This is a genomic window from Lederbergia sp. NSJ-179 (genome assembly GCF_022867885.1).
In the GTDB taxonomy this organism is placed as follows: domain Bacteria; phylum Bacillota; class Bacilli; order Bacillales; family Bacillaceae_C; genus Lederbergia.
Genome location: NZ_JALIFP010000017.1, coordinates 18,509 through 30,684 on the forward strand (window position 1 = coordinate 18,509; position 12,176 = coordinate 30,684).

Consider the following 12,176-nt stretch of genomic DNA (forward strand, 5'->3'; position numbering starts at 1 on the left):
AAACATGATGACTATAACAAATACTGATTTTAACGAGGTTATTTACGGACGACGTACCATTAAAAAATACAATCCAGAAGTAAAAATAAACCGAGAGGAAATGAGCCAAATATTGAAGGAGGCAACGCTTGCGCCGTCAGCGTTCAATTTGCAGCCCTGGCGGTTTGTTGTCATTGAAAGTCAGGAAGCCAAGGAGAAGCTGCTTGAGCTTGCACCGTTTAATTCGACACAAGTTATTACCTCCTCAGCGGTCATTGCCGTGTTTGGTGATCTCGAGTTTGCGAACCGCGCCGATGAAATATACGGTAGAGCGGTGGAACTCGGCCACATGCCGCAGGAGATTAAGGAAAAAATCATTTCAACTGTCGTACCGTTATTTGATCGTTTCTCTGTACAAGAAAAGCGCGAATCCGTAATGGTTGACGGCGGACTTGTCACTATGCAATTATTGCTAACAGCTTACGCACACGGCTACGCCACCAATCCGATGTCTGGATTCAACAAAGAAAAAATTGCAGAAGCATTTGGGCTTGATGCCACGCGTTACATCCCAATCGTTATTATTTCTATTGGTAAAGCGGCGGACGAAGGCCGTCCTCCCGTTCGATTGCCAATTGATGATATCGCCCAATGGAAATAATCCAAATAAAGCTGGATAGAATATTCACGAGTCCGAAAGCATCGGTCGACAAGAGGGTGTCCTTAGGTCACAAAAGTGACCTAAGGACACCCCTTTTTACTTTGAAAACCACAAGCTGCAAATTAATTGATGAAAACGGAAAACGCATTATAGGATCAGTATTTATGCGAGACTTATTTCTTTATATATGTTAAAGGACATAGGGACAGGTTTATTGTCCCAAGGTAAGGAAGTATAAAAATTGGCTTGTGTTGGATCCAGCTCCAGGCGCCATCGGCTCGAGGTCATAATTCCGCGCCAATAAAAGTCAAGATCGGACTTTTCTTGTCTCGGAACATTTGTTTGTCACCGATTACGGGCGCCTTACCCTTTTCTTACAAGCGGGATGACGAACCTGTCCCCGCGTCTCTCAGTATGGTTCATTAGAGCAAATTTTATTTAAAAGTTAATCCTTTGCAATAGATGAAATGATTTTCCAGCTTTATTCAGCAAACGGGTGCTTACCTACAGTATAAAAAGAAGTGGTATGTAACGTTTTTAAAGTGAAGTATTACTTCTTTTTTCATATCGAGAGTTACAACCAAGTAATCCTAAAATGAATATTTTTCAGAAGGTGGTAAAACATACTGACAAATATAAAGCATGAGGAGTGATCAAATGTCAACAGGACATATACCGATAACATCATCCGAGCTTGCAACCCTTTGGATCATTTATCAAAAAAAGACCATGATGGTAAGAGTGATTGAATCTTTTTTATCACATAACCAAGATCCAGAAGCTACAGAAATATTGAAAACATTTTACGAAGGAGAAAGTAATTTTGTTAATGAACTAAGTAAACTTTTTAAACAGGAGGGGGCAGCAGTTCCAATTGGGTTTACAGAAAATGATGTAAACCTTCATGCGCCACAATTGTTTGATGACATTTATGAGGTGATGTATTTACGTACGATGATGAAAATTGCTTCAGGTTTACATGCATTACATATAACGATGAGTTACCGGAAAGACATCACGGATTTATACAAAAGGTGCTCAGCATTTGCGGAGGATATCTATGAAAAAACGACACAGTTTTTGCTAAGCAAAGGTGTACTTCCAAAATCCCCGGCTGTCACCTTACCCAACCATGTTGAATTTGCTGAGTCAAAGGATTATCGGTCAGGGTTTAAAATCACGGGTCACAGGAGATCATTAAATACAGTTGAAGTCGCTTATCTATACCAAGCGATTGAAGTGAATGTAGACGGAATGAAATTAATGACAGGCTTTGCTCAAGTAGCTAAGATAAAAGATATTCGGAAACACTTTTTCCGAGGTAAAGAGTTGTCTAAAACAATCATTACAAAATCCAGCGAAATATTATTGGACAGTGATATTAATCCTCCATCCACACCAGCAGGTAGGGTTACAGATTCAACAATGTCGCCTTTTTCGGATAAGCTTATGATTTATAATACGTCCTTATTGAGTAGTTTTGGCTTAGGCAGCGATGCTATAGGTACGTCCTTCAGTCTAAGGAAAGACTTACCTTTAAAAATGATACCAATTGTTAAAGATATTTTCGACTTTGCAAATGAGGGAGGAGACCTCATGATTCAACATGGTTTGATGGAGGAACCACCTCCAATGGAGGATAGAACCCAATTATCAAAAGGACAGGGTAAATAAAGACTAAGATCGGGCAATGCTGAATTATGTTGCCCTTCTTTTGCAGTAAAAAAGTTATAACCAGTAGAATCAGTTGGACGGGATTATATGAACCGGAAAAATAAATATGAGAAACTGTTTTGGAGTATTGTGTTACCGGGTCTTGGTCAAATTCTAAACGGCAGATTTCTAAAGGGACTACTCCTCATTGCTTTGGTGTTTCTGGTTAATGTTCAGTCCAATTTTCACCAAATTATATTATTAAGTTTTCATGGGAGTATCAATGAAGCCATTGAGAAAACGAATTATGCATGGTTGATGTTTTACCCTTGCCTGATTATTTTTGCAATATGGGATGCTTGGAAAGACGCTGGAGGTGGAAGGCATCCTCATTCTTTTCTTCCCTTTGTATTTACAGCCTATTGGGTAACGGTTGGTGTGATTTATTCTACAAAATTCACTTTATTTGGGATGTTATGGGGGCCTGTTTGGCTACCCATCCTATTTGTAATACCGGGATTGGCCTCGGGATTTCTCATCATGTTACTGTTATTGAAATATAAAAAGTTTCTTAACGTAGGGTCGGGCGAATGTGAAAAGTAAACAACTATTTTTGAAATCAGCCGCATTTATCAACGGAATAATGTGGCTTCACCCCTTCAAAAGGGGACAACTTTATTGTCATTACGCATTAAGTTGTTGTAGTAATCTTGATATTTGTAACTGATTTCTAAAATGAATCAATCTTTTTTCTGCAATTTCATCTGTAACGTTATATTGGTTTTTTATAAAAGGTATAGCTTCGGGTATACTTGCAATTTGATCTTTTATTAACGATTTTTGTAGCATGAAAGTAGGAACACAGAAGTGTAATGCAAAGTTATTTGCTTTCCATTCTTGATATTCGAGAAAAAGGCTATTTATATTTATAATTTGGTTTCCATATTGAAATAGAACATGACAAAGTTCATATGCAAAATCTTCCCATTGTTCTTCGGACGATAAACGTGAATCAATAATAATTTCACCTTTATAGGCTCTACTTGAAATGTTTATAAAATGAACTTTAATGTCTAGTGAATTAGCTATTTCTAAGATGTCTAATTGTCCTGGGTGATATATATCTAAATGGGAATAATTCACTAAGAGCATTTGAATTGAAAACGTTGATTTGACTGCATCTCGATGGTACGTAAAATAGATGAAACAATCAAAAATGAATAGGTTCTACGCCAAAATCCCGCCAGAGGAAATGGAGAAAAATGAGAGATATTGTGTAAAAGCAATATCTCCTTTTTTATTTCCTATTTATTTTAAACCTGCGTTCCCGGAATTTATAACGAGGATTTTTGGTGAAAGCCTTTATTCACAGCGTTTATAATGATTTCCCTTCATAATACCATGTTATATATTAATAATATTATAACGAGGTAAAGTCCTTTATTTTATGGAACAGGCAAACGTTACAAGAAAAAATCTTTTTACTGGTATAAAGAGGTCATCGAAACAGATGGCGAAAATCTATAAATACAGGAGTAGGAAAAAAGATGGACAAGACAAATTTAGCAAAGAACATCATTCAGTTTGTTGGTGGCAAAGATAATATTTCTTTGGTCTGGAATTGCATGACAAGATTACGCACTAATTTAGTGGATGACAGTCTAATCGAAAAAGAGGAACTGTTACAATTGGATGGTGTGCTGGATATTCAGGAAACATCGTCACAATTTCAAATAATCATAGGTAATAATGTCGATAAAGTGTCAGATGAAATCAACCGTTTAATTGGACATGACACAAAACAGCAGCAAGCTTCCGAAAAATCGGCACCAAGAAAAGGTTTCAAAAACAAAGTCAACGGATTATTAGAAGTGATTGCCGCTATCTTTACACCGATTTTACCAACAATTATCGGGGCAGGTATGATGAAAGTTGTTCTGGCATTAATAAACCTTACAGATCTGATGCCAGAGTCAAGCGGCATTTTTCAAGTATTTACAATGATTTCCGATGCAGCTTTTTACTTTTTGCCTTTCCTACTCGCCGTATCTGCTGCACGGAAATTTTCTGTCAATGAATTTATTGCTGTTTTTCTGGCTGGGGTATTAATGTACCCATCATTGATTGCGGGATCTGCAAAAGGTCTGGAGCCGATGAAGTTTTGGATTTTTGACATCCCTTATATGGACTATAGTTCGTCTGTCATCCCAATCATTTTGGGTGTCTGGGTGATGAGTTATGTTGATAGATTGGTTAACAGAATAGTGCCGTCTATGCTGAAAGCCATTCTGTCGTCTGTTCTGGTTCTAATAATTACAGTGCCAATTCTCTTGATAGTCATTGCCCCACTTGGCTTTTATATTGGTGATTATTTATCAAAAGGGTTAACCTTATTATTTTCAACTGTCGGTCCTTTAGCTGGTCTGCTCCTTGCAGGATTTAATCCATTTATAGTCATGACGGGCATGCACTATGCATTCATGCCGACAGCCATCCAGAGCATATCCAGCAATGGGTTTGATAATTTTTGGCTGCCATTTGCTTTAATTAGTAATATGGCCCAGGCTGGAGCCATTTTAGCCGTGTTTGTGAAAGTAAGGAAACCCGAGCATCGTTCGATTACATTCTCAACCGGACTGTCAGCTATCTTTGGTATTACCGAGCCAGGAATGTACGGGGTTACTTTAAAATTGAAAAAACCATTGTTTGCTGCCATGGCAGCAAGTGCGATTGCCGGTTGTGTTGCAGTACTGTTTAAAGTAAAAACATTTTCATTTGTAGCACCAAGTATTTTTTCCCTGCCGGCTTATATCGCACCAGATGGTGACATGTCAGCATTTTGGGCGATTCTTGTTGGTATCGTTTTAAGCTTCACACTGGGCTTTGCCTTTACAATGATGACCAAATATGAATTGAACAACTTAACAACTAACCAAACGAAGGCTGATGAAAAAGGGAAATCCGAACCAGATGAAGAACAGTTAAACACACCTAAACAAGCCCTGACTGGGAGCACAGATGTGGTTAGTCCCCTGACAGGTAAAATAATCCCAATGGATCAAGTACCCGATAAAACATTCTCAGAAGAAATCATTGGAAAGGGAATCGCAATTGAACCTGATCAAGGGTCTTGAAATCACCGGTTGATGGGGAAATAGCCGTCATGTTCAGGACAAAACACGCCATAGGCCTAACGTCAAACGATGGCGTAGAGCTTTTAATCCATATCGGAATTGATACGGTCCAACTTGAAGGCGAACACTTTGAAGCCCTTATCGAAATGGGTGATAAAGTGAAAAAAGGACAGACACTCGTCAAATTTGATATCGATGCAATCAGGGGAAAAGGCATTTCAACTGTAACTTGAGTTGTTGTGACCAACTATAAGGATTTTATTGAATTTGAAGTACAAGAAATCACTGGTGCTGTAAAAACAGGTGATTCGATTATCAGGATAAGCGGGACAAAAACTGATAAAGGGAATCCTGAAGTAGTTTAATGTTGCGAGCTCCCCGTAAAGACCACCCGTTCACAGACGAACGGGTGGTCTTTGTGTTTTCGGTAACTTTTAGTAAAAAATATAATCTCTATAGTCTAATACCCATTCAACCCAGTAAGGGGTACAGCCAACATTTTAACGTTTCCCTAATGTTACCCCGTTTATTACAAGCCTGTCGCACCTGTTTTTAATAGTCGTCCCGGCAACCCGCCACGCTTATATGGTTGGTCTTTGCTGGTTGTTGCCATCCCAGCTGGAAGTAGGACCTTCTCGTCGTTATCTCTGAAAGTCTTTCCCTGGATGCCAAAACCCCTCCCTCGGCAGCTTCTATGGTGCACTTGACCATTTCTACCCATAGAACATCGACCTTCCCCACTAACTCACTAGGTCGGCGCTTCGCATTCCCTTTATAAACAGTTTTAAAAGGTACGTGTTTTCGGGGCTGCAGTATTCGTTAAAGCCTTTTGGCCTCCAGATTTGCTCACCACTCTAACTATTCCGACTCTTACTCTCTCTGTGTAGAGTTAAGCCGCAGTGACTTTTACTTCCAAGCAGAACGTGGTTTATTACCTCCCCACGTTTTGGATATGCTAGTCAGCTCTCAATGAGGCAGAGATTCTGAACCATATTTCTTTTGATGTTGTATTTATCGGAGCAGCTGGTTTGAAAAATGGGATAATCAGTTTTGAGGATCAAGAAGATGCTTATTTGAAACAATTAGTCTTAAAGAATGCCAAAGTCAAAATTTTATTAGCAGAAACCAGTAAATTTGAAAAATCGGTTACTTTTTCGATAGGGGATATTAGTGAATTTGATTATTTTATAACGAATGAAAACTCAGCTGTTTCAGAGTCTAGCTTAGAAAACTCTAGTTTAAAAATAATTTATTAACAAGGGGATGGAAACCATTGGAAAAGAACATAAAGCTAGTGATGAGCGATATCGATGGCACAATCCTAGATGATAAGCATGTGGTAGATAGTAACTTGAAAGAGAGTTTAAAATTGTTAAAAGATCAAGATGTTCCCTTCGTTCTAGCATCTGCACGCTCCCCTAGAGGGATGTATCCAATTGTGGAGGAATTGGAGATTACTGATAATCCAATTGCTTGTTATAATGGTGCACTTGTTTTAAAAAATGCCAAACTGGATGATTATACGCCGATTCTTAGTCATGAGTTGAATAAAGATGAAGTTCGAATATTAATTGATATCACAAAACATGAGTTTCCGCATCTATCCATAAATCTCTATTCTGGAAGAGATTGGTATGTAGATAAGTATGACAAATGGGCTAAAATCGAGGCTTCTATTACTAATGAACAACCGATTGTCAAAAATTTGCAGTTATTGATGTTGCAAACAGTACTACCTCTCCATAAACTTCTGTTGATTGGAAGTCCGGAAGAGATTGTGTTGCTTCAAAAATATTGGCCTAACTTGCAGTTAAAAACCAGTTCATTTTATTTATCGAAAGAGAATTATTTAGAGGTAACTCATTGTGATGTTTCAAAGGAAAAGGCGCTTATGGAATTAACTGATTATTACAAAGTCCCTTTAGAAAAAACAATGACAATCGGTGACAATTTTAATGATATTCCTATGTTATCTTTAGCGGGAATAGGAATTTCTATGGCTAATGCTCCTGAAGAAGTTCAAAAAAGTGCAGATGTGAAGATCAGGGGTAATAATGAGAATGGTGTGTCGGAAGCTTTGAAAAAATATGTTATAAATGTATGATAGATTTATTTTAGCAAATGTTAAACGATTCAATAACGGATGAATCATCTGGAAAATATAAAGGTGCCTTCATGAGTATGATAGGGACCAGAAGAAAAGCTATTTAGTTTCATTTGAAAATGGGTTATTTACGACTTTACTTGGATTTACTGAAAGAATTTTTCCTGTCCTACGAGGAATTTCAGGAGAAAGGCTCCCGAAGTCTGTCCCCATGAGTTGGATTTCCGGCTAAGTGAAGAATAACAATAACCATGGATGGAGTATGGCCTGTCTATTAACTACCCGCCACTTACCGATCTTTAGGTATGATTGAAGTGGAGGCGAGGCTTGCAAGTGAAAAGGGATACAGTTCAACGTCCGTTTCTAACAAAATGAAAATAATAGTAAAATAGTTATCAGTGGTAGAATAAGTTAATATGAATTCAATAATTTTGTTGAAGATTTCACTTTTTTGATAAACATTCCTAAAGCTAGGATATAATGGTAGTAATACCTTTTTGTGAAGAGGTGTAGTGATGAGAAAAATGACTTTAGATGAGATTAATAAAAGGATACAAGCAAAAAGGCAATCCGTTGATTATGCAGCTAATAAGTTTCGTTCCAAAAGCGAAGATGAAGGCTGGACTAAGGGGAGAGTTCGCCCAAGAGATCGTGATGAAATTTTAGCACTCAACCGTTTGGCGCGCTTAAAAATTCGAAAGGCCTTAAAGACTGGTGAAGTGCAATACGACAAGGAAAGCCGGGTGTTTAGCGTTGATAAATATAGATAAAGCTAAAGAATCCTTATTTGCTTTAAAAAACAAACCAAAATTTGAACGAATGCTTCATACAGCGGCAATTTTTACTGAATTGATGGAACAGCAGAACATTGAACCAATCATTGTCGGTGGATTGTCCGTCGAAATCTACTCATTAAATGGATATACCACTCATGATATTGATTTTGTCCTTGATGGGTATGACAAAGCTAACGATATTTTACATTCTTTAGGATTTGAGAAAATTGGAAAAGACTGGTTTCATCCTGAAATAGGTGTTTCAGTGGAAATTCCAGATAATTATTTAGCTGGGGATTATGGGAAAGTCACAACTGTACCAGTAGGAAAACGAAAAGTAAATGTGATTGGGATTGAGGATATTATATTGGATCGATTACGCGCCGCGGTACATTGGAAAAGTGCACAAGATCGAGAATGGGGATTTCGTTTATTTTTAATGTATATGGAAGATATTGATTTGGATTATATGGAGTCGAAGTTAGAAACACCTACAGAAAAGATTGAATTAGATCATTGGCGTAATGAAGCCAAGTATGAAAAAGAATGAATGGATTATTTACAAAAAGGACATTAAATCCTAAAATCAATTACATTACAGGGCTCGGGACATTGCACTTTTATTTTTTATAGTCCCTTTCGGAATGAGAGGGACTGCGTCTTCAGATCCGAGGATGCTCTTGTGATATAGATAATAGAATGTCTTTTGTGAATACTGATCAACAACTAAGCCTAGATTAAGCCTCCTCGCTACTCGCGGGGAGAACAGAAACGGAAGGACCTTACGTATGATAAAAAGTCCTCCTCTACTATAATGACAAAGGTTTCGCAAGCCAATGTTAGGCAGAGGAGGACATCCATAGTGGATATATCAAGTTTATCACATATAAAGTGGAATTGCACGTCACCTATTGCGTTTATTCCTAAATATAGACGGCGATTTATACATGGAAAACTTAGAAAAAATATTCGAGAAATAAGCAAAAGCTATGTGAGGAAATTGTAGAATGATGTGTTCTATATTCTAGTTCCAGTTTTTCAGATTCAGGCATATAAAGCTGACTGAATCTAATTCAATAAAGGAATTCAATGAAGTTCATTTCTTCACCTTCGTTTTATGAGATCGACATAGTTCTAGGTATTTAGAAAAAGTATGTGAAGTTTTCTTTCTTATGATTTTTCACTCTGTATCTCTGGAAAAGGTCATATTCATTCATCAGAGTAACGTTTTGAGAGCTTCTTCTTATGAGAATTAAATACTTCTTCTAAAGAGATATTATATTTATTAGCGATCACGATTACGTTACCTAATACATCTCCTAGCTCTTCTACTAAAGCCTCTCTGCTGTTTATATATGATTCTGTTACTTCGTCCGGTCTGTCCCTCCCAATTTCAAGGGCTCTAATGGCTCGTGCTACTTCTCCAGTTTCCTCTGCTAAAAAGCCAATTCGAATAAAAATATCTAGCTCAGACCAGCCTCTATTTTCATAATAATCATTTACCCATTGTTGAAATTCAGTTACATCCATTTTATCTCACTCCTTACATTCCACTATTGTAAAGTTTAACAAATTATCAAGACTTTTGTATAATATAAACGCTGGATTTGTTAGGGGGACGATCATAATGAAAAGCATAGCGGTATTTTGTGGTTCAAGTAATGGAGCATCTAATATTTATATAGACAGTGCCAAAAAACTTGGTAAAGAACTGGCTAAACGCGATATTACACTTGTTTATGGTGGAGCTAGTATTGGTGTTATGGGAGCAGTTGCCGATGCTGTTTTAGGTGAAGGCGGTCAAGTCATTGGAATTATACCTAGTTTTTTAGAGCAGAGAGAAATATCTCATAAAAGATTATCAAAACTGATAGTTGTTGATTCTATGCATGAGAGAAAGGCTAAAATGGCAGAGCTTGCAGATGGGTTTGTCGCTTTACCAGGTGGGCCAGGGACATTAGAAGAGTTTTTTGAGATTTTCACATGGGCTCAATTAGGACTTCATCAAAAACCTTGTGGTCTTCTAAATATTAATCATTACTTTGATCCTCTCGTTGAACTGTTTAATCATATGGCAAAGGAACAATTTTTACATGAAAAGTATCGCTCAATGGCACTTATAGACGTTGAACCAAATCGGTTACTTGAAAAATTTGATTCTTATGAACCACCAACCATAAAAACTTACATGAATGAAAAACAGAGTTAAATGCCAAACAACGCCTTCTGCTCCAATCAACCTGTATAAATGGAAAGAAACTTTCGCTTTTTCTTCTGAGTACGGGAATCTTTGGAGCGAAAAACTAATCTATTTTTTTAAAATCTCTATCATCTTTAGGTGAGTAATTTTTGATGGGGAATTTAAGAAATAATAAAAAAGTAGTCCAACTCTTTGCATATAAAAAATGATATAATAGTAGTTAGAAGTTCGTCAGCACTTTCCAGAACGTTGTGTCTTAGTGGAGGCATTAAAATCAGAAACAAAAGAAAAAGTCATTGAAGAAATTTCGATGATCGATGGCTTTGAAAATGGAAGGATGTATATATGGAAAAAATAGTGGTAGATTCATATAATTTAGACAAAATTTCGACTAGAATGGCCAAAGATTTCGGAACAATTGCTAAGGGACAAGAAGAGCATTACACATATCCTCTTGCCGCAATGGAAGGCAATTTGCTGAAGCTCCACCGTCAGGACCCCAACCGCACAGACAGGGAAGCCTTAACCGCTATCCGAATGGCTTTACTTACTATAGACGGTTATATCAAACAAGTGGAGTACGACTTTAGCGATCACGTTACTTTGAATAATAAGGCTTTTTTGCATGGGCTTCTTATGAGTTTTGACCCCTATACCAATAAAGAAGTTCGTGAAGTTGTAATGGAAGATGAGCGTTATTTTGATGCTAAGAAATATTATGCTATCCATGTAAAATGTTTGTTAAGGATTGAAAAATCTATCAAACTCTGGATAAAAAGACGAGGATCAAATGGTTATTTTACATTTATTGAGAATCATATGGGACATATGATAGAGCGGGATGAAAAAATGAATTTTTCCGTCTTATCTCAAGGATAAGGATGATTAGGGTAAAAAGGCGTTCAGCTTTTGTCGCAAACAGAGGAGAACATGTATGGATTTAATTCGGGGACTCATTAGTTTTATTCTTCATATTGATGAACATCTTGTAGAGATCATTAATATTTTTGGCGGTTGGTCATATGCCGTTTTATTTTTAATCGTCTTTGTAGAAACGGGAGTAGTAATATTCCCATTTTTACCTGGTGATTCCTTATTATTTGCAAGTGGTGCTTTTGCTGCGGTTGGCGCATTTCATTTTACTTTATTACTTGTTGTCTTTTTGAGCGCTGCTGTACTCGGTGATACGGTGAATTATCATATTGGAAAGAAGATTGGAACGTCGATCCCGCCCAATAGCTGGCTTGGTAAAGTGATTAATCAGGAAAAAATGGAGAAAGCGGAGGCCTTCTTCAATAAGCATGGTGGAAAAACGATTGTGCTTGCTCGTTTTATGCCCTTTATTCGTACGTTTGTACCCTTTGTTGCAGGTGCCAGCCGTATGAATTATCGGTATTTCCTCATTTACAATGTTACCGGGGCTATTATTTGGGTAGGTATTTGCACAACATTAGGCTATTTATTCGGCAATATTCCTATAATTAAGGAAAACTTTTCGAGTGTGATTTTATTCATTATCATCATTTCCGTTCTTCCATCGATTATGGGTTTTATTAGGGCTAAATTGGATAAGGGAGCAGGGAAAAAGCGTTAAAATATGGCATCTCTAGAGGTAAATAAAGCATACACAAAATCCCCATCTAAAAAAAGTAAGGTGAGGATTTTGTGT

General features: G+C 37.3%; 14 protein-coding genes. 12 read left to right on the forward strand and 2 right to left on the reverse strand.

Features of this window, described 5'->3' with window-relative positions:
* The first annotated feature begins 4 nt into the window (after positions 1-4).
* The 3 genes from MUB24_RS13435 (at position 5) to MUB24_RS13445 (ending at position 2,896) form a co-directional block, all read left to right on the forward strand.
* A complete protein-coding gene (locus tag MUB24_RS13435) occupies positions 5-640 on the forward strand; it encodes a nitroreductase family protein (RefSeq protein ID WP_244704896.1) in 636 nt (211 codons plus the stop codon).
* Between the two features lie 657 nt (positions 641-1,297).
* Positions 1,298-2,314 carry a DUF3231 family protein gene (locus tag MUB24_RS13440; protein ID WP_244704898.1) on the forward strand — a complete coding sequence of 339 codons (1,017 nt, stop codon included), beginning with the start codon at positions 1,298-1,300 and terminating at the stop codon, positions 2,312-2,314.
* Positions 2,315-2,401: 87 nt separating this feature from the next.
* On the forward strand, positions 2,402-2,896 hold the full coding sequence (locus MUB24_RS13445; RefSeq protein WP_244704900.1) for a hypothetical protein: 495 nt from the start codon (positions 2,402-2,404) through the stop codon (positions 2,894-2,896).
* An 81-nt stretch (positions 2,897-2,977) separates the two neighbouring features.
* Here MUB24_RS13445 and MUB24_RS13450 read toward each other — a convergent pair whose 3' ends face one another.
* Positions 2,978-3,445, reverse strand: coding sequence for an ImmA/IrrE family metallo-endopeptidase (locus MUB24_RS13450; protein WP_244704901.1), 468 nt, complete (start codon positions 3,443-3,445; stop codon positions 2,978-2,980).
* Positions 3,446-3,840: 395 nt separating this feature from the next.
* On the opposite strand from MUB24_RS13450, the gene MUB24_RS13455 reads away from it, so the two are divergent.
* From MUB24_RS13455 to MUB24_RS13475, 6 genes are all read left to right on the forward strand, one after another.
* Positions 3,841-5,427 carry a PTS transporter subunit EIIC gene (locus MUB24_RS13455; protein ID WP_280516988.1) on the forward strand — a complete coding sequence of 529 codons (1,587 nt, stop codon included), beginning with the start codon at positions 3,841-3,843 and terminating at the stop codon, positions 5,425-5,427.
* 29 nt (positions 5,428-5,456) lie between these two features.
* Entirely contained in the window at positions 5,457-5,660 is a 204-nt protein-coding gene (locus MUB24_RS23285; protein WP_280516989.1) for a PTS sugar transporter subunit IIA, read from the forward strand.
* Between the two features lie 750 nt (positions 5,661-6,410).
* Positions 6,411-6,683, forward strand: a complete 273-nt coding sequence (locus MUB24_RS13460; protein ID WP_280516991.1) for a DeoR/GlpR family DNA-binding transcription regulator — start codon at positions 6,411-6,413, stop codon at positions 6,681-6,683.
* A 17-nt stretch (positions 6,684-6,700) separates the two neighbouring features.
* Entirely contained in the window at positions 6,701-7,531 is an 831-nt protein-coding gene (locus MUB24_RS13465; RefSeq protein WP_244704904.1) for a Cof-type HAD-IIB family hydrolase, read from the forward strand.
* Between the two features lie 515 nt (positions 7,532-8,046).
* Positions 8,047-8,301 carry a hypothetical protein gene (locus MUB24_RS13470; RefSeq protein ID WP_244704906.1) on the forward strand — a complete coding sequence of 85 codons (255 nt, stop codon included), beginning with the start codon at positions 8,047-8,049 and terminating at the stop codon, positions 8,299-8,301.
* Complete coding sequence (locus MUB24_RS13475; protein WP_244704909.1) at positions 8,285-8,857, forward strand: hypothetical protein; 573 nt, start codon at positions 8,285-8,287, stop codon at positions 8,855-8,857. The genes MUB24_RS13470 and MUB24_RS13475 overlap by 17 nt, the downstream gene beginning before the upstream one ends.
* Positions 8,858-9,516: 659 nt before the next feature.
* On the opposite strand, the gene MUB24_RS13480 is transcribed toward MUB24_RS13475, so the two are convergent.
* Complete coding sequence (locus tag MUB24_RS13480) at positions 9,517-9,837, reverse strand: MazG-like family protein (protein WP_244704912.1); 321 nt, start codon at positions 9,835-9,837, stop codon at positions 9,517-9,519.
* 97 nt (positions 9,838-9,934) lie between these two features.
* Here MUB24_RS13480 and MUB24_RS13485 point away from each other — a divergent pair, with 97 nt between their 5' ends.
* From MUB24_RS13485 to MUB24_RS13495, 3 genes are all read left to right on the forward strand, one after another.
* Entirely contained in the window at positions 9,935-10,516 is a 582-nt protein-coding gene (locus MUB24_RS13485; protein WP_244704915.1) for an LOG family protein, read from the forward strand.
* Between the two features lie 336 nt (positions 10,517-10,852).
* A complete protein-coding gene (locus MUB24_RS13490) occupies positions 10,853-11,386 on the forward strand; it encodes a hypothetical protein (protein ID WP_244704917.1) in 534 nt (177 codons plus the stop codon).
* 55 nt (positions 11,387-11,441) lie between these two features.
* The gene (locus tag MUB24_RS13495; protein ID WP_244704919.1) at positions 11,442-12,101 is read left to right on the forward strand and encodes a DedA family protein; all 660 of its coding nucleotides are present in this window, start codon (positions 11,442-11,444) and stop codon (positions 12,099-12,101) included.
* Positions 12,102-12,176: the final 75 nt, after the last annotated feature.

Excerpts from the sequence above, each read along its gene's own strand:
- MUB24_RS13450 (WP_244704901.1), bottom strand. The coding sequence starts at position 3,445 with ATGCTCTTAGTGAATTATTCCCATTTAGATATATATCACCCAGGACAA.
- MUB24_RS13490 (WP_244704917.1), top strand. The coding sequence starts at position 10,853 with ATGGAAAAAATAGTGGTAGATTCATATAATTTAGACAAAATTTCGACT.
- MUB24_RS13440 (WP_244704898.1), top strand. The coding sequence starts at position 1,298 with ATGTCAACAGGACATATACCGATAACATCATCCGAGCTTGCAACCCTT.
- MUB24_RS13495 (WP_244704919.1), top strand. The coding sequence starts at position 11,442 with ATGGATTTAATTCGGGGACTCATTAGTTTTATTCTTCATATTGATGAA.
- MUB24_RS13480 (WP_244704912.1), bottom strand. The coding sequence starts at position 9,837 with ATGGATGTAACTGAATTTCAACAATGGGTAAATGATTATTATGAAAAT.
- MUB24_RS13445 (WP_244704900.1), top strand. The coding sequence starts at position 2,402 with ATGAACCGGAAAAATAAATATGAGAAACTGTTTTGGAGTATTGTGTTA.
- MUB24_RS13485 (WP_244704915.1), top strand. The coding sequence starts at position 9,935 with ATGAAAAGCATAGCGGTATTTTGTGGTTCAAGTAATGGAGCATCTAAT.
- MUB24_RS23285 (WP_280516989.1), top strand. The coding sequence starts at position 5,457 with ATGTTCAGGACAAAACACGCCATAGGCCTAACGTCAAACGATGGCGTA.
- MUB24_RS13470 (WP_244704906.1), top strand. The coding sequence starts at position 8,047 with ATGAGAAAAATGACTTTAGATGAGATTAATAAAAGGATACAAGCAAAA.
- MUB24_RS13455 (WP_280516988.1), top strand. The coding sequence starts at position 3,841 with ATGGACAAGACAAATTTAGCAAAGAACATCATTCAGTTTGTTGGTGGC.
- MUB24_RS13435 (WP_244704896.1), top strand. The coding sequence starts at position 5 with ATGATGACTATAACAAATACTGATTTTAACGAGGTTATTTACGGACGA.